Genomic DNA, 24,309 nt, shown 5'->3' on the forward strand with positions numbered 1-24,309 from the left:
AGCACGACGGCAACCGCGCGAGCGCACCTCGCGCGCACGACAACACGTAGCAAAAAGCAGAAAAGGAAACGTGGTAGCCACATGAAGCCGCTATTCGACGACAACAAATCCGATGCGGTCAGCGCTCGTCCTTCCACTCCGTCCTTGTCGCCCGTCGCCGTGCCAGCCGCCGTCGCCCACGGCGCCAACGCCGTCGTGCCGGCAGCGCAGCCGACGGAATACGCGCGCCTGATCACCGTCGATGAGATCGACCAGCTCGGCGCGACGCAGGGCACGCGGATTGCCGCCTTCTCCCAGCAGATTCTCGCGAGCGTCCGTGCATCGGACGCCGACCAGTTCGGCGACAAGCTCAACGAACTGATCGCGACCGCGAAGGGGCTGGACCCGCGCGGCGCCGACAAGGGCGGCCTGCTCACGCAGGTCACGCGGCTGTTTCGCTCGACCAAGGAGAAGCTGCTGTCGCAATACGAGTCGGTGAGCAAGCGGATGGACACGCTCGTCGTCGAGCTCGAAAACCATGCGCAGCGCCAGAAGGCCGGCATCGACGAGCTCGAGCGGATGTACAACGACAACTACGCGCTGCACCAGGAGCTCGCGCAGTCGAAGGCGCACGGCGAAACGGCGCTCGCGACGCTGCGCGCGCATCTCGCGGCCGGCCAGCAGCCGGCAGACGACGCATTCGCCGCGCAGCGCCTGCTCGACGTGAAGCGCAAGGTCGACGCGCTCGAGAGCAAGCTCGACGACCTCGACCGCGCGATGCTGATGTCGAAGCAGCTCGCGCCGCAGATCCGGATGGAGCAGGACCAGAAACGCACGCTGACGTCGAAGTTCATGACGATCAAGACCGTGCTGATCCCCGCGTGGACCAACGCGTTCGCGCTCTATCTCGAGCAGCTCAGCACGAAGCGCGCGGCGGCGCTCGCGAACGCGACGTACGACGCGGCCGACGAAGCGATCCGCGCGCAGGCCGACCTGAATCGCCAGAACGCGCAGGAAGTCGCGAAGCTCGGCCAGCGTCCGGTGATCTCGACCGACACGTTCGAATACGCGCAGCAGCAACTGTTCGGCGCGTTCGACGACGTCACGCAGATCATCGCCGACGGCCGCCGCCAGCGCGAGCTGGACGCGCCGCGTCTGCGCCAGCTCGAACAGGACCTGATCACCCGATTCGCTCCGAAGCACAACTAAGAGAACTGAGAGAACACCGCATGATTACGCTTGAGAAACGCGCGGCGAAGGTCGCGATCGTCCTCGAAAAACGTCAGATCCTGAAGCCGCCCGTCGTGCGCGTCGGCGCGGCGCTCGACATCTCGGGCTCCGCGAAGCCGCTGTACCAGTCGGGCGTGATCCAGGAGACGCACGACCGGATTCTCGGCATCGCACTGAAGTTCGACGACAACGGCGAAGTCGACACGTGGACCTTCACCGAAGGCTACGACCGCCTGCCGACCGCGACGCCGGACAACTACGGCTCGTACATTTCCGACCATGTGCTCAACGCGCGGATCGACAAGTGGGGCGGCACGCAGTACGCGCCGGTGATGAACGACATCGTCGACTTCTTCTTCCGCGCGCCGGAGCCGAAGCGCGAGGAAAAGCGCGGCTTCCTGAGCCGGCTGTTCGGCGGTGCGGACGACACGTCCGCGCCGGCCGCTTCGGCGCCCGTGAACGGCCATCTGCCCGCATGGGTGCTGTTCGTCACCGACGGCCAGAACCCGAAGAACGACCGCAAGCGCGTGCGCCAGTTGCTCACCGAATCGCAGCATTTCCCGCTGTACTGGTCGCTCGTCGGCGTCGGCGATCCGAGCGAATTCGACTTCCTCGCGGAAGTCGCGGACGAAATGCCGAACGTCGGCTTCCTGCATCTCGAATCGCTCGACCTCAGCGACGAACAGATCTACGAACAGCTGATCACGCAGGAATTCTGCGACTGGGTACGCGCGAAGTAAGCGCGTGCCGCCTGCCCATTTTTCTGAACTCGATTACCCCATCATGTTGAAAGACTTCAAGATCCCGTTGTCGCTCACGGCGCTCGCGCTGATCGCGGCCTATCTCCTCGGCGGCGTGAAGGACATGCTGATCGTCGCGGTCCTGTGCGTGCTCGAAATTTCGCTGTCGCTCGACAACGCGGTCGTCAACGCATCGGTGCTCAAGAACTGGTCGGAGAAGTGGCGCAACCGCTTCATGGTGTTCGGCCTGCCGGTCGCGGTGTTCGGCATGCGGCTGGTGTTTCCGCTGCTGATCGTCGCGGTGATCGGCCACATCGGCCTGTGGGACGCGCTGACGCTCGCGATCGAATCGCCGGACAAGTACGCGGCGGTGCTGACGTCCGCGCATCACGAGGTGTCGGCGTTCGGCGGCGCGTTTCTGCTGATGGTGTTCTTCAAGTTCATGCTCGACACCGAGAAGGACGAGCACTGGATCGGCTTCCTCGAAGGTCCGATGCGTCATCTCGGCCGCATCACCGCGCTGGAAGTGGCGCTGACGCTCGCGATCGTGATCGTGGCGTCGTTCTACGTGCCGGCGACCGAGCAGGTCAGCTTCCTGCTCGCGGGCGCGTTCGGCGTGATCGGCTTCGTGATTGCGCACGGGGTGGGCGACCTGGTGGGTGGCGAGGACACGGGCACGCGCGTGGTGCGCGAAGGCGTCGCGGGTTTCATGTATCTGGAAGTGCTCGATTCGTCGTTCAGCTTCGACGGCGTGATCGGCGCGTTCGCGCTGTCGAACAACATCTTCCTGATCGCGCTCGGCCTTGGCGTCGGCGCGGCCTACATCCGGGAGATGACGCTCGTGCTGCTGAAGAAGGGCACGCTCGCGCAGTACCGCTTTCTCGAGCACGGCGCGTTCTGGGCGATCGGCGCGCTCGCGACGATCATGTTCCTGGGCGTGAAGTTCGAGGTGCCCGAGGTCGTCACGGGCCTGATCGGCGCGGCGATGATCGCCGCGGCCGTGTGGTCGTCGATCGTCGTGCAGCGCAAGGAAAACCGCGCCGCGGTGGCGAGCAAGTAAGCGCGTCACACGGCGCGACAACCATCAACGAAGGGGCCGCCGCGCGCGGCCCGGCATCGCCGCCGGCACAACGGCGGTTCCAGCAGAAGAGGTTCAGATGATCAATTTGTCGAAAGGCGGTCGCGTCAACCTGTCGAAGGAAGCGCCCGGCACGCAGAAATTCCGCATCGGTCTCGGTTGGGACGCGAACGCGACCGACACGGGGACGGATTTCGATCTCGACGTGTCGGTGTTCCTGTGCAAGTACGACGCGCAGAGCAATCCGAAACTGATCTCGGATCAGCATTTCGTGTTCTACAACAGCGAAGTGCGCACGATGGAGCGCAAGGAAACCTTCATCCAGCCGGGCGACGATTTCCCGAAGCGCGGAATGCCTTCGTCGAAGTGCCTGGGCGTCGTGCACAGCGGCGACAACCGCACGGGCAGCGGCGACGGCGACGACGAAGTGATCTTCATCGACATGACGAAGCTCGCGGCCGACGTCGAGGAAATCTCGGTGGTGGTGACGATCGACCAAGCCGAAGCGCGCCGCCAGAATTTCGGGCAGGTTCGTAACAGCTACATCCAGATCGCCGACGAGGTGTCGGGCACGGTGATCGCGAAGTACGCTCTCGAGGAAGACTTCTCGATGGAGACGTCGGTGCAGGTCGGCAGCTTCTATCGTCGCGACGGCCACTTCATGTTCAAGGCGGTCGGCGCCGGCTACAACCGCGGCCTCGGCGATTTCGTCCGGGCGTACGGCGGCGCGGTCTGACTGGCGGCAGCCCGCCGCACGGAAGCCCGCCGCGCCGGGCAGGAAGCAGCGATGACGAATCCGTCCGACGAGCCGAAGCGGCTCGAGTTCGATACGACGCCCGAGCACACGCCCGGGCGTCTTGCGTTCGACGCGCCGGCCGCGCCCGGTGCGCCGGTCGCGCGTGCGCCGGCGCGGCCCGCCCCTCAGGCGCTCGACTTCGGGCCGGCGCCCGCGTCCGATCCAGAGGTGCGTACGGCGCCCGCCGATGCGCTCGGCCGCGCGCTGTTCGGCGAATCGAATCACCCGCAGCTTGAAGCGTGCTTCCGCGCCGCACAGGCCAGTTTTCCGAATCTCTATCCTGACTACGCGCCGCGTATCGAGCGGCATATCCGGCAACTGGTGCCGCTGAAGCTCGCGACGGTCGCGACGATCGGCGACGGCGCGCTGGAGACGGCCGGCAACCTCGTCGAGGCCGTCGCGGCGACGACGCGCGAATTCAACGAGCTCGGCGCGGCCGACATGATGGCCGGAATGCTCGCGCAGGCGACGCGCAAGGCCGGCATGTTCGAACGCTGGTTCGGTGCGGCGTCCGGCCATGTCGACTACCGCGCGGCGCTCGGCGCGCTCAAGCAGTCGCTCGGCTTTTTCCCGCGCCGTACCGAGGAACTCGCCGCGAAGGTCCGTCATGCGGAAGAGAACCTCGTGGTCGTGCTCGCGGCGCTGAGCGCGGTGTCGGACGTCGTGCGGGCGCCGGACGATGCGGGCGTCGAGCGCACGCTGTTCGATCGCCGCAACATCGTCGGGCAGGCCGTCCAGCAGATCCGGATGCAGCCGGCGCAACTGCGCGGGCTCGACGAGCGCGTGACCGACCTGCTGTCGCGCGCCGATCACCTGATGAACGTCGTGCTGCCGGCGGCACTGGCCGTGCGGCCTCCGCGCTGAGCGAACCGATAAGACCGCACGCGCTTCGGCGCGCGGTCTCGTGTCGGGCGATACGGTTTCGCGCGCGTGGCCGCGAGTCTGCTATCTTCCCGGGCATCTCATCGCTTTCCCGCCGATTCTCCATGACCGACCGCATCGTCGCCGCCTTCGATTTCGACGGCACCATCACGACTACCGACAGCTTTCGTCATTTCGTCCGCCACGCGGTCGGCACGCCGCGTTTCGCGTGGGCCGGGCTGCGCGCGCTGCCATGGATCGTCGCGATGAAGGCCGGGTTGCTGTCGCGCGGCGACGCGAAGGCGAAGTTCGCGTCGTTCGCGTTCGGGCCGATTCGCGAAGACGCACTTGATGCGCAGGCGCGCGGGTTCGTCGACACCTATCTGCCGAGCCTCGTGCGTCCGGAAATGCTCGACCGTATTCGCGAGCATCGCGCGCGCGGGCATGAAGTCGTGCTGGTCAGCGCGTCGCCGTCGCTGTATCTGGAGAAGTGGGCGAAGACGGCCGGCTTCGACGCCGTGCTGGCGACGCGGCTCGCGTTCGAGCGCGGCGTCTTCGTCGGGCGGCTCGACGGCGAGAACTGCTGGGGGCCGCAGAAGGTCGTGCGGCTACGCGGATGGTGGGGCAACCGGCCGCCGAAGCAGTTGTTCGCGTATGGCGACAGCCGCGGCGACAAGGAAATGGCCGAGATCGCGAACTGGTCGTGGATCCGCGGGCAGGGGCCGATGCCGCCGATCGGCGATTGACGAAGCGCCGAAGCGCCGATGTGCCGCGCCGCCGACGTTACGCGTCGGCCTGCGCGGGGTGCGTGCCGCGGGACGGACGATAGCCGCCCCAGCGATTCGCGCGCGCGAACGTGCCGACATCGTTGAAGCGCACGCCGACTTCGCGCAGCGCCGCATGCGCGGTGCGCGCGGTCAGTTGGCGGATGTAGAACGGATCGCGCACCACGAAGTGATGGATCGCGTGCGTGCTGCCGAAATTGAAGCAGAACAGCTGAAACGGCAGCATCCACCACGGGTTCAGCACCTGCGTTTGCTGGATCACGTTGCGCGAATCGATGTCGCCGAAATAGTGCATGTTCGAGCTGACGAAGTTGATGCAGAAGCTGCGCACGAAGTTCGGCCCGAGCCACACCACGGCCAGGAAATCGACGGCCCGCATCACGCGTTCGACGACGGCGGGCGCCGTCACCGCGTAGCCGAACGCATGCAGCGCGAACAGGCCGACGTGATAGACGACGAACGCGTGCCACAGCGTGTAGTACAGGTGACCGACCGGCATGTAGGACGACACCTGCTCGACGCGCAACTGCAGGCGCTCGGACGGATCCTGCACCGGCTGCGCGGCCACGTACTGCTTCACCTTGCGGCGCATCGCGGCCGGCCGGAGCACGACGGCGAGCATGCCGTCCGCGATCATCAACAGGCGCTTCACCCCCCAGCGTTCGCCGTTGGTGATGCCGAATTCCTCGAGATCCGATTCGCCGCCCGAGACCTTGTGGTGATGCAGGTGCATGCGCCGGCGCGTCCACGGATTGATCGTGCCGGGCCGCGTGAGCCAGCACAGCGCCATCATCAGGTGATACGCCCACGGCGTCTTCTTGAAGTACATCAGGTGGATCAGATCGTGCTCGAGTTCGTGGATCAGCGACGTGACGAACGCGGCGAGCGGCAGCGCGACGTACCACGCGATCGCGCCGTGCGCATACAGCCATGCGATCGCGAGCATCGCGCTCACCGACACGGCCATCACGGTCGCGCCGACGAGGTTCTGGTTGTCGAGCAGCGGAAAGCGCGCGCGGATCGCGTCGCTCGCGGCGTTGACTGCGCGGCGGACATACGCGACCTTGTCGGCGTCGTTTCGAAAGACGGTTCGTGCGGGTTGGCTCATCGACCGGAGTCCGTGCGGGAAAGAGTAGGGCGCAATGCCGATGTGACAAGCATAGGCGTGTGCCGGAGCGCATGCGAGGGCCGTCGGTGCCAATGGTGGTGTCATTTCGGGCCACATTGGGCGGCAGTCCGGTGTGCGATGCGCCGGTGCATGGCTAGAGTGCCGCCGCGGTGTCATTTCGGGCCAGCGACGCTACAATCCGCCGAAACCGCCCGGAGTGAGCCGCAATGGTCCTGTCCGTTCCGGATGCCGCGCGCCAGTTGAACAAGGCGACGGTGTCGTCCGCGTATGCGTTGTTCATGCTGATGCTGGCCGAGGAGCGCGGCATCGACGGCGGCCGCATTCTCGCCGGCTCCGGCGTCGAGCGCGACCGGCTCGCGCAGCCCGATGCGCGCATCACGCCGCTGCAGCAGGCGGCGATCGTGTTCAACCTGCTCGACGCGACCGACGATCCGTCGATCGCGATCGAGATCGGCTTGCGCAGCAGCCTGACGAAAGCGGGGCTGATCGGCTTCGGGCTGATGAGTTGCGCGACGCTCGGCGAGGCGATCGCGCTCGGCATCCGTTACCTGCCGACGCGCGTGCCGTTCTTCTCGGTGCGGCTCGCGCAGCTCGACGGCATCGTCGACATCGACGTGCTCGAAGCGTTTCCGCTCGGCCGGCTGCGCCAGTTCGCCGTGGAAAACTTCCTGGTCGAGACCGCGATCCTGTTCAATTCGCTGCTGTATCCGACGCCGGGGCGCACGCTGCAGTCGCGTGCCGAACTCCATTTCGAATGGCCCGAGCCGCCGTGGTTCGAGCGTTATCGCGCGAGGCTGCCGAGCTGCCATTTCGATGCGAGCGCGAACCGCATCCGCTGCGACGCCGCGCTGCTCGACGAGCCGATCGGCACCGCGAATGCGCAGACCGCGCAGATGATCGTCCAGCAGTGCGAGGCCGAACTCGCGCGGCTTGGCTATGCGGAGAGCATCGTCGAGCGCGTGCGCAACCTGCTGATCTGCGGCGAACGCGGCTATCCGTCCGTCGACGACGTCGCGCGCGAGTTGCACGTGTCGGCGCGCACGCTCAAGCGCAAGCTCGCCGAATACGGCGCGACCTATTCGGCGCTGCTCGACGAGATCCGGCTGCGCGACGCGCTGCGGCTGCTCGAAGGCACACGGCTGCCGGTCGACGAGATCGCGGCGCGCGTCGGCTATACCGACCGCGTCAATTTCACGCGCGCGTTCAAGCGCTGGACCGGCGTTGCGCCGAGCGAGCGGCGCTGAACGCCGCACCCGCATCGGCGTGCCGGTTTCCGCGCAGGCACCGATGCTGCTTCAAACCTCCTTCGAACCTTCAGGTCTTCAGACGATCGCGATCCAGTTCGCGCCGCGTCCGCCCGGCACGCGCGCGTGCAGCGACAGCGTGCCGTCGTCCGGCGCGATCGCATACACCGCCACGTGTTCCGACTGTTCGCCGCAGGCGACGAGCCAGCGTCCCGAGGGATCGATCGCGAACCCGCGCGGCTGCGTTTCGGTAGCCGTCGCGTGCGTGGGGGCGAACGACCCGTCTTCGTTGCGGCGATAGCCGAGCAACTGGCTCGACGTGCGCTCGCTGACGTACGCGAAACGCATGTCGGGCGTCAGGTGCAGATCGGCGGCCCACACGGACGGCTCGGTGGGGGCGGGCGGGCGCGCATGGCCTTGCGCGAGTTCGGCGACGGCCGGGTGGCGTGCGCTCACGTGCGCATCGCCGAGCCGGCCGGTGGCGGTGTCGCGGGCGAAGGTCGCGAGCGTGGCCTGGAATTCGCCGACGACGACCAGCGTGCGGCCGTCATCCGCGAACCGCAGGTGACGCGGACCGAAACCGGCCGGCACGCGCGTTTCGCCGTGTTCGACCGCGCGCAGGCCGGCGGCGTCCTCGACGAGCGCGAAGCCGAACACGCGGTCGGAGCCGAGCGAACTGACGTACGCGAAACGGTTGTCCGGCGACACGATCACCGCATGCGCGTTCGCGATGCCGCCCACGACTTGCAGCGGCGTGCCGTCGCCGTCGCGCACGCGCGCCGCGTCGTAGAGGCTCAGCGAACTTGCGCCGTACGATGCGCCGAGCAGCCAGCGGCCGCTGCGGTCGAGCGACAGGTACGCATGGCTCGCGTCGATCGCGGTCGTGCCGATGCGTGCGAGCGCGCCCGTGGCGACGACGCGGAATGCGACGATCGTCGGCTGCTCGCCGCGTGTCGCGACGTAGAGCCGCGTGCGGTCGGCCTGCACGGCGATCGGCATCGCGGCGTCGGCTGCGGGATAGCGGGCGAGCGGGGCGAGCGTGCCGTCGCCGGCGAGGGAGAACGTGGCGAGGTCGCCGTCGGCGGCATTCGAGACGACGACGGTCAGGCGGTCAGTGTTCGGCATGGCGGAGCATCGAGGCGTGCGTGAGGGATTCGTCGGCCGGCCGGCCGCGCGGCGGATCGCTGCGCCGCTGCGTGCGCGCGAACAGCGCGGCGACCGCGGCGACGAGCGAAGCGATCGCGAGCGCATACAGTCCGCCCGTGATCGAACCCGTATGTTGCTTCAGATAGCCGAAGGCCGTCGGCGCGACGAAGCCGCCGAGGTTGCCGACCGAGTTGATCAGCGCGATCACGGCCGCGGCCACGCGCGTGTCGAGATAGCCCTGCGGAATCGGCCAGAACAGCGACGCCGCCGCCTTGAAGCCGAGCGCGGCGAAGCAGATCGACGCGAACGACCACACCGGATTGGGCGACGTCGACGCGAACAGCCCGCACGCGGCGAGCACGAGCGCGACCGCGAGCCAGCGCTGCGGATGCTTCCACTTCGACGACAGCACCGCGAAGCCGTACATCGCGCCGATCGCGATCATCCACGGAATCGTGTTGTACAGGCCGACCTGGAAATCGGTGAGGCCGCCCATCTTGCGGATGATGGTCGGCAGCCAGAACGTGGCCGCGTAGATCGTCAGCTGGATCGAGAAGTACAGGAAGCAGAACAGCATGATCTGCGGATCGCGCAGCAGCGTGGTGGCGCGCACCGGCACGTTCGAACGGACGTCGCGCGTCGCGCGCTCGTCGTCGAGCGCGTTCTGGAGGGCCGTGCGTTCTTCGGGCGTGAGCCACGTCGCGTCGCGGATATGCGATTTCAGCAGCAGCCAGCTGGCGCCGCACAGTGCGACCGAGAACATCCCTTCGATCAGGAACATCCATTGCCAGCCTTCGAGGCCGAAGCCCCGGATCGACAGCAATGCGCCGGTGACGGGCCCGGACAGCACCGACGCGAACGCGGAGCCGCCGAGGAAGATCGCCATCGCCTTGCCGCGCTCCTGCGGCGGCAGCCATTGCGACAGGTACAGCACGACGCCGGGGAAGAAGCCGGCCTCGGCCGCGCCGAGCAGGAAGCGCAGCGCGTAGAACGACGTGTCGTTCCACACGAACGCCATCGCGGCCGCGACGATGCCCCACGTCGCCATGATCCGCGCGAGCCATACGCGCGCGCCGTAGCGCTGCATCAGCAGGTTCGACGGCACTTCGAACAGTGCATAGCCGACGAAGAACAGCCCGGCGCCCAGCCCGTACGCGGCCGCGCCGATGCCGATCGACGCTTCGAGATGGCGATCGACGAAGCCGACGTTCACACGGTCGATGTAGTTCGCGATGAACATGATCAGCACGAGCGGCAGCACGTGCCACTTCACTTTCGAGACGGCGGACGCGAGCGGGTCGCGGCCGGGCAGGGCGGACGAGGGCGGGTTCAAGGGTGTCTCCGGTCGGGCGGCGGCGGACGGGGCGGCGGCCCGCGTCGGCGTCTGGGTGGCGATCTATGTAGTATGTCGTCGTATGACATGGTACGCCGGAGCGTCGTAGATGGCGTCGCGGGTTTACCCGGAAATTTCCCGAATAGCGGTGAAGGGTTGGGAGATGAATGTGCTGTTTGTCACGTCTGATGACGTATGACATGGGCCGGCCTTCGGTGAGGTGCGCGTCGCCGGAAGTCGTGTCGCATATGAAGCCGCAGAAGCACGGCGCGATCGTGATGAACGACACGCACGTGACCCGCAAGCCGTTTGCAGGGCAGGGCAACTACGCTCTATTAAAGGACGTGCTTGCGGTTGCGGCAAAATACCCGGCGTGCGAACCCGGCGTGCGCGGCATTCGTGGGAACGGCATCGACAGGGATGTGCCGACGCAGGCGTATGTCCGGCAGACAGCCGCCAACTACGGGATGACGGAGGAACCGATCATCGCGCCGATCGCGTCGAACATCGCGCTCGCGAAGCTGCCGACCGACGACGATGGCGCGCAGGCGGCGCGGATTCCCGCATGCGACGACGCGAACGCGGCGACGGGCGCGACTCTCGCCGCTCGCCGCTCGCCGCTCGCCGCGAACCGCGACCCGCGACCCGCGAACCGCGAACCGCGAACCGCGAACCTCCGCGATTTCATGTCTTGAAGATGGAGCAACGGATCATGCAGGACAACCAGTACGCGCGGCATGTGTTCGCGTTCAACGGCGACGCGGACGGCCTGTGCGCCCTTCAGCAACTGCGGCTCGCGGAACGCGTGCACGGTACGCTCGTGACCGGCGTGAAGCGCGACATCAGGCTGCTCGAGCGTATCGACGTGGGCGCAGGCGACATCGTCACCGTACTCGACGTGTCGCACGACCAGAACCGCGACGCGTGCGCGCGGCTGCTGCGCGACGGCGCGACGGTCCGTTATTTCGACCATCACTTTGCAGGCGAGTTGCCGGATCACCCGCGCTTCGACGCGCATATCGACACGGCAGCCGACATCTGCACGAGCGCGATCGTCGACCGCTATCTCGGCGGCCGGTACGTGCGCTGGGCGATCGTCGCGGCATTCGGCGACGAACTGCCGGCGCTCGGCGATGTGCTGGCGCGCGAGCACGGCGTGGACGAAGCCGAGCAGTGCATGCTCGCGGAACTCGGGCGCTATCTGAACTACAACGCATACGGCGAGTGCGTCGGCGATCTGCATTTCGATCCGGCGGCGCTCGCGGACGCCATGCTGCCGTGCATCGATCCGCTCGATTTCGTGCGCGAGACGGCCGTGTTCGCCGCGTTGCGCGACGGCTACCGCGACGACATGGCGCGCGCATGCGCGCTCGCGCCGGTGCGCGAGGTGCCGGGCGCGACGCTGGTCCGGATGCCCGATCATCCGTGGGCGCGGCGCGCGACCGGCATGCTCGCGAACGAGCGGGTGCGCAATGCGCCGCATGCGGCGCTCGCGGTGCTGTCGCCGCGCGCGGGCGGCGGGCTCGTCGTCAGCGTACGCGTGCCCGACGGCCGGCCGATCGGCGCGGACGAGTTCTGCCGCGGCTTCGCGACCGGCGGCGGGCGCAAGCGCGCGGGCGGCATCAACCATCTGCCGGAAGCCGAGTTCGACGCGTTTGCCGAGCGCTTCGAGGCCGCGTTCCGGCTCGATTGACGCGACGCATCGTGTGACTGGATCAGCCGGTCGCACCGGCGCACGGTAGGCCCGTCGGGCCGCCGCGGCGTGACTCGACGCGTTCGGCGTTGCGTCGGCGGTGCGCCGTGGGCACGAACCGGTCGACGTACCCACCCAGAGAAATATCCCGTGCGTGCCATCGTCCGGCAGTGCGACTTCCGTTGGATTGAAGCGAATCATGCGGGGCCGCACGCGGTGTCGCCGTGGCATGCTGGCCGCGACGGCAAGCGTCGACACAGTGCAGCGCAGCCGCGACAATACGCGTCTCTTTTGCTTTCGCCATCGAGGTGCCCGTGCCCGCCCAGCCGTCCGTTGCCCCCGCAATCGTCTGGTTCCGCGACGATCTGCGCGTGACCGATCAGCCCGCGCTGACGCGCGCGGTCGCATCCGGCCGGCCGCTCGTCTGCGTCTTCGTCGACGACACGGGAGCCGACGCCGGGCCCGCGCTCGGCGGTGCGGCGCGCTGGTGGCTGCACGGGTCGCTGGCAGGGCTCGACACCGCGCTCGCGCGGCATGGCGGGCGCCTGCTCCTGTTGCGCGGCGACGCGCAGCGCGAGATCGAGCGCGTCGTCGGCGACACGGGCGCGGCGGCCGTGTACCGGAACCGTCGCTATGCGCAGCCGCAGCGTGACGCCGACGCGGCGCTGAAGGCGTCGCTCAAGGCGCGCGGCGTGACGGTGGAGAGCAGCAACGGCAGCCTGCTGAACGAGCCGTGGGAAGTGCTGACGGGCAGCGGCGGCCCGTATCAGGTGTTCACCGCATACTGGCGCGCGGCGCGGCGCGATCGCACGATCGCCGCGCCGCTGCCGGCACCCGAGCGGATCGCGTTTCATCCATGGCCGAAGGCCGTGCGCGACCGCGCGCTGGCGCTCGACGCGCTCGCGTTGCGTCCGCATGCACCGGACTGGGCCGGCGGCCTGCGCGATGCGTGGCCGGCACCCGACGAAGCCGGCGCGCACGTCCAACTCGACACGTTCCTGACGACATCGCTCGCCGGTTATGCGCAAGCGCGCGACCAGCCCGACGGCGCGACGACGAGCCGGTTGTCGCCGTTCCTGCGCTTCGGCAACGTGTCGCCGCGACAGGTGTGGCATGCGGTGCAAGGCGCCGCGAGTGCGGGCGGCGCGGCATACGCGGCGCACGCCGACAAATTCCTGAGCGAGCTCGGCTGGCGCGAATTCAGCTACATGCTGCTGTATCACTTCCCTGCGCTCGCGACCGACAACTTCCGCGCGCAATTCGATGCGATGCCGTGGCGCGACGATCCTGCCGCGTTACGTGCGTGGCAGCGCGGGCGGACCGGCTACCCGCTCGTCGATGCGGGTATGCGCGAGTTGTGGACGACCGGCTGGATGCACAACCGCGTGCGGATGGTCGTCGCATCGTTCCTGATCAAGCATTTGCTGATCGACTGGCGCGCGGGCGAAGCATGGTTCCGCGACACGCTGGTCGACGCCGATCCCGCGAACAACGCGGCGAGCTGGCAATGGGTGGCCGGCTGCGGCGCCGATGCCGCGCCGTATTTCCGCATCTTCAATCCGGTCGCGCAGGGGCAGAAGTTCGACCCGGACGGCGCGTACGTGCGGCGCTGGGTGCCCGAGCTCGCCGGCCTCGACGATGCGTCGATCCATGCGCCCTGGGAAGCGTCGCCGCTGGCGCTCGAGGCGGCCGGTGTACGGCTGGGCGTCGACTACCCGGCGCCGCTCGTCGAGCACGCGGCCGCGCGCGCTCGGGCGCTCGATGCACTGGCCGCGTTGCCGAAGCGCCGCTGACCGACCGCTCCGGTTGGCCGCATCAATTGCAGAACGCGACGTGCTCGAGCAGCGCGTACGCGACGCCCGAATCGAAGTAGGCCGCGCCGCACCACGCGACGAACGCGAGCATGCCGGCGGCCAGCACCGCGCGGATCATGCCCATGCCGCGTTGCCCGATGCCGGGCGCGCGACACGTGCGTCGTCGATCGGCAGGTGCAGCAGCGCGGCGAGCACGCCGAGCGCGATCGAACCGATCCACAGCGGCAGGTACGAATGCGTCGCGTCGTACACGATCGCACCGAGCCACACGCCGAAGAAGCTGCCGAGCTGGTGCCCGAAGAACACGAAGCCGAACAGCGTCGCGATGTAGCGCACGCCGAACACCTGCGAGATCACGCCGTTCGTCAGCGGCACCGTGCCGAGCCACGTGAACCCCATCCCGGCCGCGAACAGATAGACGCTCGCGGGCGACAGCGGCACGGCGACGAACGCGGCCATCGCGAAGGCGCGCACGAGGTACAGCACCGACAGCACGTACTTGCGCCGCAGCAGCCCGCCGAGATGCCCGCACGCGTAGGTGCCGGCCACGTTGGTCAGCGCGATCAGCGCGAGCGCGACGCTTGCGTGGCGCGCCGGCAGCCCGTGGTCGAGCAGGTATGCGGGCAGATGCGTCGCGATGAACGCGAGCTGGAAGCCGCACGCGAAGAAGCCCGCGTTCAGCAGCCAGAAGCCGCGATGCGCGAACGCCTCGCGCACGGCTTCGCCGATCGACTGATCGGGGCCGGCGGCGGCGCCGGACGCCTGCGCCGGCCGGTCGCGCAGCAGCACGGCGAGCGGCGCGAGCAGTGCGGCGACGAGCGCCAGCGCGATGAACGCGTGCCGCCAGCCGATGCCGCCGATCAGTTCCTGCGCGACGGGCACCATGCAGAACTGGCCGAGCCCGCCGATCGCGCCGGCGACACCGAGCGCCCAGCCGCGCCGCTCGGACGGGAACAGGCGGCTCAGCGCGCCGTAGATCGACGCGAACGCCGAGCCCGACAGCGCGACGCCGATCACGAGCCCGGCGCCGACCGTGAACAGGCCGATCGTGGCCGCATGCGCCATCGTGACGAGCCCGGCCGCGTACAGCAGCATGCCGGCGACGATCACGCGCACCGAGCCGAAGCGGTCGGCCACCATCCCGGTGAACGGCTGGGCGATGCCCCAGATCAGGTTCTGGAGCGCCAGTGCCAGCCCGAACGCTTCGCGCGACCAGCCGTGGTCGAGCGAGACAGGCGCGAGGAACAGGCCCTGCACATGGCGGATGCCGAGCGCGGCGCCCATGATCAGGCCGCCTGCCAGCACGGGCAGCCAGCGGCGCCGGACTTCCTGCTCGATCGGGGTCATGCGTCTCTCCGGATGAAGGCGCGCGGCGAAACGGCCGCGCTCGATCCGATTAGACGAGCGCGGCCGTCGTCGCTCAAGCGATCATTCGGTCAGGTTGGCATGCGTAATGGGAATGCGAAGGGGGCGGCGGTTGCCTGCGGTCACGTGCATCCGCACCGCCGGCTCAGGCCGACGTCGTATCGTGCGCGTGCATCGCCGCATCGCATTCGGCCGCTTCGGCGAGCATCCAGTCGCGCACGTCGGCGACTTCGCGGCGCGGGGCCGGATCGTGCTGGAACAGCCAGTAGCCGTACGTTTCCGACAGCGTCTGCGTCTGCGTCTGCGGCCCGAGCACCGCGAGCCGGCCGTCGGCGAGCATCGGCGCGACGAGCGCGAGCCGGCCGAGCGCGATGCCCTGGCCTGCGATCGCTGCCTGGATCACCTGGTCGTACTGGTTGAAGCGCAACACGCCTTTCGGGCGGGCGTCGCCGAGCCCGGCCGCGTGCAGGTGCGCGTGCCACTGCAGTTGCGGTTGCGGCGGCCCGTCGAATTCGAGCAATACGTGATCGGCGATGGCCGCCGCGCTCGCGACCGGCCGCATGGCGAGCGCGGGATGCGCGACCGGCACGACGATCTCGTCGAACAGTCGCAGCGCACCGGCCGGCGCACGCTCGCGCGGGCAGTAGCGGATGCCGAGGTCGATGCCTTCGGCGCGCAAATCGAGTACCTTGTCGTTCGCGGCGACGCGCAGGTCGATCCCGGGCAGCCGCGCCTGCAACCGCCCGAGCCGCGGCAGCAGCCACAGCGCGGTCACGCCGATGCTGGCGGTGATCGTCACGGGCTGGCGTTCGCGCCCGGCGGCGAGCGACGCGACGGTGTCCTGCAGGCTGTGCAGCGCCGCATCGGCGACGCGGAACAGCCGCTCGCCTTCCGGCGTGAACGCGATCTTCCGGTAGCCGCGCTGCAGCAACGTCACGCCGAGATGCGCTTCAAGTGCGTGGATCTGGCGGCTGACCGCCGACTGCGTGACGCATAAGTCCTGCGCGGCGAGCGTGATGCTCATGCGGCGGCCGACGGCGACGAAGCCGCGGACGAGATCGAGCGACGGGAGACGGACGAGTGGCGTTGACATGCGTGTGACTCATGCGAACGGAGCAGCAAGATTGGTTGAGAACGCGGCACGCGTCAAGTTCAATGGAGGCGGGTTGATCGCGAAGGAGCGGGCCGAGTAAGCGCTGAAGCGTCCACCGGACCGAGCGTGAAGCAGGGGACCTCGGTAAGCGCTCGAGCGCCCACTGGGGGCGACGGCGATGCATGGGATTCCGATAAGCGCTAAAGCGCTAACCGGGTTCGACAGCGATGCATGGGATTCCGATAAGCGCTAAAGCGCTAACCGGGTTCGACAGCGATGCATGGGACCCCAGTAAGCGCTAAAGCGCCAACTGGGTTCGACAGCTATGCATGGAACCCCAGTAAGCGCTAAAGCGCTAACTGGGGTCGACAGGAGACACGATGACGATTTCGAACGAGGAAAGCGGAGCGGCGCAGGGCAGTCGCGCGGCGGGCGCATTGCCGCCCGAGCCCGTGACGCTGCGCGCGGCCGACGGCTACGCATTGCGCGGCCATGTCTGGCGCCATCGCGGCGGCGGCGCCGCGCGGCCCGTGACGGTCGTCAACTGCGCGACGTCGGTGCGCTGCGACTACTACTTTCGTTTCGCGGCCTGGCTGTTCGCACAGGGGCGCGACGTGCTCGTCTACGACTATCGCGGCATCGGCGGGTCGCGCCCGGCGCAGCTCGCGAAGCTGCGCGCGACCTGGCTCGACTGGGGGCGGCTCGATTGCGAGGCCGCGCTGCAATACGCGCGCGACGCGTTTCCAGGCCAGCCGCTCGATGTGGTCGCGCACAGCATCGGCGGCTGCGTGCTCGGACTCGCGGCATCGAACGTGCACGTGCGGCATGCGGTGACCGTCGGCGCGCAGTATGCGTACTGGCGCGATTACCTGCCGGCCGAGCGGCGCCGCATGTGGTGGAAATGGCATGTCGCGATGCCCGCGCTCGCCGCCGTGTTCGGCTACGTGCCCGCGAAGCGGCTCGGCTGGATGGAGGACACGCCGCGCGGGATCGCGCTGTCGTGGGCGCGTTCGCAGCCGCGTTTCGAGGATGGCTACATCGGCCGCGTGCTCGACGACGGCGCGGCGAGCCGCGCCGCGTTGCCGGCACGCTTCGCGGGGTTGTCGGCGCCGATGCTCGCGATCGGCCTCGACGACGACGCGTTCGGCACGGTCGATGCGATCGAGCGGCTGGTCGGCTATTACACGGGCAGCAACGTCACGCATCTGCGGATCGCGCCGGCCGACATCGGCGTCGATGCGATCGGCCATTTCGCGTTTTTCCACAGCCGCTTCACCGACACGCTGTGGCCCGTCGCGCTGTACTGGCTGCAACACGGCGTGCTGCCGGCCGATGCGCCCGGCGCCGTGCATGCGCGGCACCCGGCGTCGCGCGGACGGGTGACGGGGGGCAGCGTGCCGGGCATGGTCGCGAACGGATGACCCGGCGTATACGAACGCAACACGCCATCCCGGTTTGCATCCCGATCCAGCGGCAGCGGCCGCAGGCCGGCGCGATCGATTAACATCGGACGTTTCGTTTGACGGCCCAGCTGCCGCGCGTCGATGTCCATTCCGTCCGATTCCGCTTCTCCCGTTGCAACGCCGCACGCGTGGCGCGTGCATGCACTCGACGTGGCGCCCACCGCGGCGCGTGCCGGCGTGCGGATCGCGCGCGTCGATTTCGACTGGCGCGTGCCGCTCGCGTCGCCCGCGTATGCGGCGCTGAGCGATGACGAGCGCGCACGCGCCGCGCGTTTCCTGCGGCACGAGGATGCGGTCCGCAGCGCGGCGACGCGCGCCGCGCTGCGCGACGTGCTCGGCGCGGCGCTCGGCATCGCCCCGCACGCGGTCGCGATCGTCGTCGACGCATCGGGGCGGCCGTCGCTGGACCGCGCGCATCGCGCGTCGCTCGACTTCAACGTGTCGCATGCGGGCGATCATGCGCTGCTCGCCTGGGCGCCGGCGGGCCGCGTCGGCGTCGATATCGAGGGCTGCAACCGCGCGACCGACTGGCGCGCGCTGACGCGCGAAGTGTGCGCACCCGCCGAGCTCGCGTATCTCGACGGTCTGCCGCCCGGCGCCCGCGAGGGTGAATTCATGCGGGTGTGGTCCGCGAAGGAGGCGCTGCTCAAGGCGCTCGGCACCGGCATCATCGGCGGGTTGCGCGCGTTCGCGGTCGTGCCGCCGCGCGACGCGGCGACGCCCGCGACGACGATCGTCGAGCCGGCCGCGCCTGCCGCCGGCGTCGCGGCGTTCGACGCGGCGTGGCTCGACGCGGCGCCCGGCTACGCGGCGTGCGTCGCGTGGACGCGCGCGTAGGCCCGTGTCGACGCGCGGCGCTTACTCGAGCGGCGCGTCGTTCGGCACCGCATAGCGCGCCTTGATCACGTCGCTCATCGGGAAGTCGAACGCCAGCCCCTTCGGCGGCACCGGCTTCATGAACCATTTGTCGTACAGCGCGTTGATCTCGCCGCTTTTCATCAACTGCACGAGCGCGCCGTCGACGAGCGCCTTGAACTGCGGGTCGTCCTTGCGCAGCATGAACCCGTAGGCTTCCGACGATTGCGGCGTGCCGACGATCCGCCAGTCGGCCGGTTTCGCGGCGAGCTGGCGCACGCCCGCGAGCAGCACGTCGTCCATCATGTACGCGGCCGCGCGGCCCGATTCGAGCGTGAGGCGTCCTTCGCCGTAGTCCTTCGCGCTGATGATCTGCATGTTCATCTTCTTTTCCTCGTTCATCTTGCGCAGCAGGCGTTCGGATGTCGTGCCCTGGTTCGTCACGACCGTCTTGCCCGCGAGATCGGGGAAGTCGCGGATGCCCGAGCTCGTGCGCGTGAGCAGGCGCGTCGTCGCGACGAAGAAGGTGGTCGAGAACGCGACCTGTGCATGGCGCGCGGCGAGATTGGTCGTCACGCCGCATTCGAGATCGACGGTGCCGTTCTGCACGAGCGGAATGCGGTTCTGCGACGTGACCGGAATGAAGCGCACCTGCAGGTCGGGCTTGCCGGTGCGCGCCTTCACCGCGGCGATCACGCGGTCGCACAGGTCCTGCGAGAAGCCGATGACCTTGCCGCTCGCATCGACGTACGAGAACGGCACCGACGTCTCGCGATGGCCGATCGAAATCAGATTGGCCTGCCGGATCTTCTCGAGGGTGCCGGACAACGGCTCGGCGGCGAAGGGCGCGCCGCACGCGAGCGCGCACGCGGCGACGAGCAGGGGGCGGCCGACGCGGGCGGCGAATCGTGACGGGAAGGGCATGGCGGTCTCCGAGGCGAATGGTGATCCGTATGTTGACAAATACAAAATAATTGCAACATATGTTAATACCCGGGCCTGTCGGGCAAGTCCGGCGGGCCATGACGGACATAGGGAAACTCCCGAGTCGAAATCGGCGAAAAACGGGTTGTCTAGACAAGTTGACGTGGCTACACTTCAATCCATTCCGAACTTGTCTAGACAGGATTGCTCACATGATTACGTTGACCCCCGGCCACCTGACCCTCCCGCAACTGCGCCAGATCGCTCGCGAATCCGTGCAACTGAAGCTCGACCCGGCGAGCTTCGCGAAGATCGACGCGGGCGCGAAGGCCGTCGCCGACATCGCCGCGAAGGGTGAGCCGGCCTACGGCATCAACACGGGCTTCGGCCGCCTGGCGAGCACCCACATCCCGCACGACCAGCTCGAACTGCTGCAGAAGAATCTGGTGCTGTCGCACGCGGTCGGCGTCGGCCAGCCGATGGAGCGTTCGTCGGTGCGTCTGCTGATGGCGCTGAAGCTGTCGAGCCTCGGCCGCGGCCACTCGGGCATCCGCCGTGAAGTGATGGATGCGCTGATCACGCTGTTCAACGCCGACGTGCTGCCGCTGATCCCGGTGAAGGGCTCGGTCGGCGCTTCGGGCGACCTCGCGCCGCTCGCGCACATGTCGGCCGTGCTGCTCGGCGTCGGCGAAGTGTTCATCCGTGGCGAGCGCGCGAGCGCGCTCGACGGTCTGCGCGTCGCGGGCCTCGCGCCGCTGACGCTGCAGGCGAAGGAAGGCCTCGCGCTGCTGAACGGCACGCAGGCGTCGACCGCGCTGGCGCTCGACAACATGTTCGCGATCGAAGACCTGTACCGCACCGCGCTCGTCGCGGGCGCGCTGTCGGTCGACGCGGCAGCCGGTTCGGTAAAGCCGTTCGACGCACGCATTCACGAACTGCGCGGCCATCAAGGCCAGATCGACGCGGCCGCGTCGTACCGCGAGCTGCTCGAAGGCTCGCCGATCAACCAGTCGCACCGCGACTGCGACAAGGTGCAGGACCCGTACAGCCTGCGCTGCCAGCCGCAGGTGATGGGCGCGTGCCTGGACCAGATGCGCCATGCGGCCGACGTGCTGCTGATCGAGGCGAACGCCGTGTCGGACAACCCGCTGATCTTCCCGGATACCGGCGAAGTGCTGTCGGGCGGCAACTTCCACGCGGAACCCGTCGCGTTCGCAGCCGACAACCTCGCGCTGGCCGCGGCGGAAATCGGCGCGCTGGCCGAGCGCCGCATCGCGCTGCTGATCGACGCGACGCTGTCGGGCCTGCCCCCGTTCCTCGTGCGGGACGGCGGCGTGAACTCCGGCTTCATGATCGCGCACGTGACGGCTGCCGCCCTCGCGTCGGAAAACAAGACGCTCGCGCACCCGGCGTCGGTCGACTCGCTGCCGACTTCCGCGAACCAGGAAGACCACGTGTCGATGGCGACGTTCGCCGCGCGCAAGCTCGCCGATATCGCGGACAACACGAAGCACATCCTCGCGATCGAACTGCTGGCCGCCGCCCAGGGCGTCGACCTGCGCGCGCCGTACCACACGAGCCCGAAGCTGGCGCCCGTGATGGAAACGATCCGCGCCAAGGTCGAGCATTACGAACTCGACCACTACTTCGCGCCGGACATCGCGGCGATCGCGAAGCTGGTCGGCGAGCGTGCGTTCGCGAAGCTCAGCCCGTTCTCGTTCGCATCGGAACAGTAAGCCCATGAGCGCGCCGGTCTACCAGGAGATCAAGGACTTCATCCTGGCCCGCATCCACGCAGGCGAGTGGGAGGAGGGCGACCAGGTGCCGTCCGAGAACGAGCTGGCGCGCGAGTTCAAGGTGGCGCGCATGACCGTCAACCGCGCGCTGCGCGAGTTGACGGCCGAGCAGGTGCTCACGCGCATGAAGGGCGCCGGCACCTACGTCGCGCGGCCGAAGTACGAGTCGACGCTGGTGGCGATCCGCAGCATCTCGGAGGAGGTCGACGCGCGCGGGCATGCGTATCGCGCCAGCGTGCTCGGCCTCGAGACGATCCGCGCCGACGAGGCGCTCGCCGACGAGATGCAGGTGGCCGTGCGCGCGAAGCTGTTTCATTCGCAGGTGTTGCACTTCGAGAACGACGAGCCGGTGCAGCTCGAAGAACGATGGGTGAATCCGGCGGTCGCGCCGGATTACGCCGAGCAGGATTTCACGAACACGACGCCGAACCTGTACCTGATGCGCGCGGCGCCGCTGCAGCGGGTCGAGTACCGGATCGAAGCGGCGGCCCCGGCGCCGGAGCGGCGCGAGCAGCTGCGGATGGACGACGTCGAGCCGTGTCTGGTTTTACATCGGCGCACCTGGTCGCAGGGCGTCGTCGCCTCGGTGGCGAATCTGTGGCATCCCGGCAGCCGTTATCGCTTCACCGGGCATTTCTGATTCCTTATTGATATTCACTTTCCTTCGGGAGCAGTCGTCATGAACCATCCGAAACACATCGATCCCCGTCTCGATCCGACGCGCACGATCCGCGCGCCGCGCGGCAGCGAGAAGACCTGCAAGACCTGGCTGGCCGAAGCGGCCTACCGGATGATCCAGAACAACCTCGACCCGGAAGTCGCCGAGCATCCGCACGCGCTCGTCGTGTACGGCGGCATCGGCCGCGCGGCGCGCAACTGGGAATGCTACGACCAGATCCTCGCGTCGCTGAAGGATCTCGAAGAGAACGAAACGCTGCTGATCCAGTCGGGCAAGCCGGTCGGCGTGTTCCGCACGCACAAGGATGCGCCGCGCGTGCTGCTCGCGAACTCGAACCTGGTGCCGCACTGGGCGAACTGGGATCACTTCCACGAGCTCGACCGCAAGGGCCTGATGATGTACGGCCAGATGACGGCCGGCAGCTGGATCTACATCGGCAGCCAGGGCATCGTGCAGGGCACCTACGAAACCTTCTTCTCGGTCGCGAACCAGCACTTCAACGGCGATCCGTCGGGTCGCTGGATCCTGACGGGCGGCCTGGGCGGGATGGGCGGCGCGCAGCCGCTGGCCGCGACGATGGCCGGCTTCTCGATGATCGCGGTCGAATGCGACGAGACGCGTATCGACTTCCGCCTGAAGACGCGCTACGTCGACAAGAAGGCGACGACGCTCGACGAAGCGCTCGGCATGATCGAGGAAGCGAAGCGCACCGGCAAGCCCGTGTCGATCGGCCTGCTCGGCAATGCGGCCGACGTGTTCACGGAACTCGTCGAACGCGGCGTCACGCCGGACTGCGTGACCGACCAGACGAGCGCGCACGACCCGATCAACGGCTACCTGCCGCAAGGCTGGACCGTCGCGCAATGGCGCGAGGCGCAGAAGGTCGATCCGCAGAGCATCGTGAAGGTCGCGAAGCAATCGATGGCCGTTCAGGTGCGCGCGATGCTCGCGCTGCAGGACCGCGGCGCGGCGACGCTCGACTACGGCAACAACATCCGCCAGATGGCGCTGGAAATGGGCGTCGAGAACGCGTTCGACTTCCCGGGCTTCGTGCCGGCATACATCCGCCCGCTGTTCTGCGAAGGCAAGGGCCCGTTCCGCTGGGTCGCGCTGTCGGGCGATCCGGAAGACATCTACAAGACCGACCAGAAGGTGAAGGAGCTGATCCCCGACGATCCGCACCTGCACAACTGGCTCGACATGGCGCGTGAGCGCATCGCGTTCCAGGGCCTGCCGGCACGGATCTGCTGGGTCGGCGTGAACGATCGCTATCGTCTCGGCCAGGCGTTCAACGAGATGGTGAAGAACGGCGAACTGAAGGCCCCGATCGTGATCGGCCGCGACCACCTCGACACCGGTTCGGTCGCGAGCCCGAACCGCGAGACGGAATCGATGAAGGACGGTTCGGACGCCGTCAGCGACTGGCCGCTGCTGAACGCGCTGCTGAACACCGCGGGCGGCGCATCGTGGGTGTCGCTGCACCATGGCGGCGGCGTCGGCATGGGCTTCTCGCAGCACTCGGGCGTCGTGATCGTCGCCGACGGGACGGCCGACGCGCACGAGCGTCTCGGTCGCGTGCTGCTGAACGACCCGGCGACGGGCGTGATGCGCCATGCGGATGCCGGCTACGAACTCGCGCAGCAGACGGCCCGCGAAGCCGGCCTGAAGCTGCCGATGCTCGGCCGCTGAGCATGACGGCGCTCGACCAGGCGCCGGTGAACGCGACGATGATCCGCGCAGCGGATCTCGTCGCGTCGCCGTGGAAGAACGGCGGCGGCGTGACGCGCGAGATCGGCGCGTTTCCGCCGGGGGCCGCGCTCGACGCGTTCTCCTGGCGCGTGAGCGTTGCGGACGTCGGCACGGCCGGGCCGTTCTCGCGTTTCGACGGCGTCGACCGCACGCTCGTGCTGCTGTCCGGCGCGGGCATGACGCTCGCCGAAGCGGGCGGCACCCGGCACGTGCTCGACGCACCGCTGACCCGTGCGGATTTCGCGGGCGAGACGGCGATCGACGCGACGCTGCACGACGGCGCGACGCGCGACTTCAACCTGATGACGCGCCGTTCGGCCGCGCGCGGGTCGGTCGACGTGTGGCACGGGGGCACGCACCGCATCGAGCACGCCGACACCGTGCTGCTGTTCTGTGCAACGGGTGCGGTCGATGTCGAGATCGACGGCGCGCACCATGCACTGCAGGAAATGGACACGTTGCGGCTCGACGGGCCGCGGCGTGCGTTTGACGTCGTCGTGAGCGGAAGCGGCGCGCTGCTCGCCGTATCGCTCACCGTCGGCGAACGAGACTGAACG

At 68.4% G+C, this 24,309-nt stretch carries 23 protein-coding genes; 16 read left to right on the plus strand and 7 right to left on the minus strand.

Annotated features, from left to right (window positions below):
• Nucleotides 1–81 precede the first annotated feature (81 nt).
• From C4B30_RS29940 to C4B30_RS29965, 6 genes are all read left to right on the plus strand, one after another.
• Nucleotides 82–1,188 carry a toxic anion resistance protein gene (locus C4B30_RS29940; RefSeq protein ID WP_027784931.1) on the plus strand — a complete coding sequence of 369 codons (1,107 nt, stop codon included), beginning with the start codon at nucleotides 82–84 and terminating at the stop codon, nucleotides 1,186–1,188.
• A gap of 20 nt (nucleotides 1,189–1,208) precedes the next feature.
• Nucleotides 1,209–1,949 (plus strand): VWA domain-containing protein, encoded by a 741-nt coding sequence (locus C4B30_RS29945; protein WP_027784930.1) that lies wholly within the window; start codon nucleotides 1,209–1,211, stop codon nucleotides 1,947–1,949.
• 43 nt (nucleotides 1,950–1,992) lie between these two features.
• Entirely contained in the window at nucleotides 1,993–3,009 is a 1,017-nt protein-coding gene (locus tag C4B30_RS29950) for a DUF475 domain-containing protein (RefSeq protein WP_027784929.1), read from the plus strand.
• Between the two features lie 97 nt (nucleotides 3,010–3,106).
• Nucleotides 3,107–3,763: a TerD family protein gene (locus tag C4B30_RS29955; RefSeq protein WP_027784928.1), complete on the plus strand. Its 657-nt coding sequence runs from the start codon at nucleotides 3,107–3,109 to the stop codon at nucleotides 3,761–3,763.
• A 51-nt stretch (nucleotides 3,764–3,814) separates the two neighbouring features.
• The gene (locus tag C4B30_RS29960) at nucleotides 3,815–4,687 is read left to right on the plus strand and encodes a hypothetical protein (RefSeq protein WP_027784927.1); all 873 of its coding nucleotides are present in this window, start codon (nucleotides 3,815–3,817) and stop codon (nucleotides 4,685–4,687) included.
• Between the two features lie 122 nt (nucleotides 4,688–4,809).
• On the plus strand, nucleotides 4,810–5,430 hold the full coding sequence (locus C4B30_RS29965) for an HAD family hydrolase (protein ID WP_027784926.1): 621 nt from the start codon (nucleotides 4,810–4,812) through the stop codon (nucleotides 5,428–5,430).
• A 37-nt stretch (nucleotides 5,431–5,467) separates the two neighbouring features.
• On the opposite strand, the gene C4B30_RS29970 is transcribed toward C4B30_RS29965, so the two are convergent.
• A complete protein-coding gene (locus C4B30_RS29970; RefSeq protein WP_027784925.1) occupies nucleotides 5,468–6,577 on the minus strand; it encodes a fatty acid desaturase in 1,110 nt (369 codons plus the stop codon).
• A 227-nt stretch (nucleotides 6,578–6,804) separates the two neighbouring features.
• Here C4B30_RS29970 and C4B30_RS29975 point away from each other — a divergent pair, with 227 nt between their 5' ends.
• On the plus strand, nucleotides 6,805–7,842 hold the full coding sequence (locus C4B30_RS29975; RefSeq protein ID WP_027784924.1) for an AraC family transcriptional regulator: 1,038 nt from the start codon (nucleotides 6,805–6,807) through the stop codon (nucleotides 7,840–7,842).
• Between the two features lie 78 nt (nucleotides 7,843–7,920).
• Here C4B30_RS29975 and C4B30_RS29980 read toward each other — a convergent pair whose 3' ends face one another.
• Nucleotides 7,921–8,967, minus strand: coding sequence for a lactonase family protein (locus C4B30_RS29980; RefSeq protein WP_027784923.1), 1,047 nt, complete (start codon nucleotides 8,965–8,967; stop codon nucleotides 7,921–7,923).
• Nucleotides 8,954–10,321 carry an MFS transporter gene (locus C4B30_RS29985; protein ID WP_027784922.1) on the minus strand — a complete coding sequence of 456 codons (1,368 nt, stop codon included), beginning with the start codon at nucleotides 10,319–10,321 and terminating at the stop codon, nucleotides 8,954–8,956. The genes C4B30_RS29980 and C4B30_RS29985 overlap by 14 nt, the downstream gene beginning before the upstream one ends.
• Nucleotides 10,322–10,569: 248 nt before the next feature.
• On the opposite strand from C4B30_RS29985, the gene C4B30_RS29990 reads away from it, so the two are divergent.
• The 3 genes from C4B30_RS29990 to C4B30_RS30000 all read left to right on the plus strand — a co-directional run bounded on the left by C4B30_RS29990 (nucleotide 10,570) and on the right by C4B30_RS30000 (nucleotide 13,807).
• The gene (locus tag C4B30_RS29990) at nucleotides 10,570–11,016 is read left to right on the plus strand and encodes a hypothetical protein (protein WP_105133380.1); all 447 of its coding nucleotides are present in this window, start codon (nucleotides 10,570–10,572) and stop codon (nucleotides 11,014–11,016) included.
• A 17-nt stretch (nucleotides 11,017–11,033) separates the two neighbouring features.
• A complete protein-coding gene (locus C4B30_RS29995) occupies nucleotides 11,034–12,014 on the plus strand; it encodes a hypothetical protein (protein WP_027784921.1) in 981 nt (326 codons plus the stop codon).
• Nucleotides 12,015–12,328: 314 nt separating this feature from the next.
• On the plus strand, nucleotides 12,329–13,807 hold the full coding sequence (locus C4B30_RS30000) for a cryptochrome/photolyase family protein (RefSeq protein WP_027784920.1): 1,479 nt from the start codon (nucleotides 12,329–12,331) through the stop codon (nucleotides 13,805–13,807).
• A 22-nt stretch (nucleotides 13,808–13,829) separates the two neighbouring features.
• Here C4B30_RS30000 and C4B30_RS36135 read toward each other — a convergent pair whose 3' ends face one another.
• The 3 genes from C4B30_RS36135 to C4B30_RS30010 form a co-directional block, all read right to left on the minus strand.
• Nucleotides 13,830–13,952, minus strand: coding sequence for a hypothetical protein (locus C4B30_RS36135; RefSeq protein WP_027784919.1), 123 nt, complete (start codon nucleotides 13,950–13,952; stop codon nucleotides 13,830–13,832).
• The gene (locus C4B30_RS30005) at nucleotides 13,943–15,175 is read right to left on the minus strand and encodes an MFS transporter (RefSeq protein WP_027784918.1); all 1,233 of its coding nucleotides are present in this window, start codon (nucleotides 15,173–15,175) and stop codon (nucleotides 13,943–13,945) included. Before C4B30_RS30005 ends, C4B30_RS36135 begins: the two co-directional genes overlap by 10 nt.
• Nucleotides 15,176–15,338: 163 nt before the next feature.
• Nucleotides 15,339–16,286 (minus strand): LysR substrate-binding domain-containing protein, encoded by a 948-nt coding sequence (locus tag C4B30_RS30010; protein WP_027784917.1) that lies wholly within the window; start codon nucleotides 16,284–16,286, stop codon nucleotides 15,339–15,341.
• A gap of 380 nt (nucleotides 16,287–16,666) precedes the next feature.
• Between C4B30_RS30010 and C4B30_RS30015 the strand changes: the two genes are divergently transcribed.
• Both C4B30_RS30015 and C4B30_RS30020 read left to right on the plus strand, forming a co-directional pair.
• Complete coding sequence (locus tag C4B30_RS30015) at nucleotides 16,667–17,707, plus strand: alpha/beta hydrolase family protein (protein ID WP_027784916.1); 1,041 nt, start codon at nucleotides 16,667–16,669, stop codon at nucleotides 17,705–17,707.
• 123 nt (nucleotides 17,708–17,830) lie between these two features.
• Nucleotides 17,831–18,586 carry a 4'-phosphopantetheinyl transferase family protein gene (locus C4B30_RS30020; protein ID WP_027784915.1) on the plus strand — a complete coding sequence of 252 codons (756 nt, stop codon included), beginning with the start codon at nucleotides 17,831–17,833 and terminating at the stop codon, nucleotides 18,584–18,586.
• A 21-nt stretch (nucleotides 18,587–18,607) separates the two neighbouring features.
• Here C4B30_RS30020 and C4B30_RS30025 read toward each other — a convergent pair whose 3' ends face one another.
• On the minus strand, nucleotides 18,608–19,528 hold the full coding sequence (locus C4B30_RS30025; RefSeq protein WP_027784914.1) for a glutamate/aspartate ABC transporter substrate-binding protein: 921 nt from the start codon (nucleotides 19,526–19,528) through the stop codon (nucleotides 18,608–18,610).
• 212 nt (nucleotides 19,529–19,740) lie between these two features.
• On the opposite strand from C4B30_RS30025, the gene hutH reads away from it, so the two are divergent.
• From hutH to C4B30_RS30045, 4 genes are read left to right on the plus strand one after another with little or no spacing between them, the layout of a single operon-like run.
• Nucleotides 19,741–21,264 carry a histidine ammonia-lyase gene (gene hutH / locus C4B30_RS30030; RefSeq protein ID WP_027784913.1) on the plus strand — a complete coding sequence of 508 codons (1,524 nt, stop codon included), beginning with the start codon at nucleotides 19,741–19,743 and terminating at the stop codon, nucleotides 21,262–21,264.
• Between the two features lie 4 nt (nucleotides 21,265–21,268).
• On the plus strand, nucleotides 21,269–21,964 hold the full coding sequence (hutC, locus tag C4B30_RS30035) for a histidine utilization repressor (RefSeq protein ID WP_027784912.1): 696 nt from the start codon (nucleotides 21,269–21,271) through the stop codon (nucleotides 21,962–21,964).
• 39 nt (nucleotides 21,965–22,003) lie between these two features.
• The gene (gene hutU / locus C4B30_RS30040; protein WP_027784911.1) at nucleotides 22,004–23,692 is read left to right on the plus strand and encodes a urocanate hydratase; all 1,689 of its coding nucleotides are present in this window, start codon (nucleotides 22,004–22,006) and stop codon (nucleotides 23,690–23,692) included.
• Between the two features lie 2 nt (nucleotides 23,693–23,694).
• Entirely contained in the window at nucleotides 23,695–24,306 is a 612-nt protein-coding gene (locus C4B30_RS30045; RefSeq protein WP_027784910.1) for a HutD/Ves family protein, read from the plus strand.
• Nucleotides 24,307–24,309: the final 3 nt, after the last annotated feature.

The organism is Burkholderia sp. BE12, assembly GCF_002959955.1.
Classification (GTDB): Bacteria; Pseudomonadota; Gammaproteobacteria; order Burkholderiales; family Burkholderiaceae; genus Burkholderia.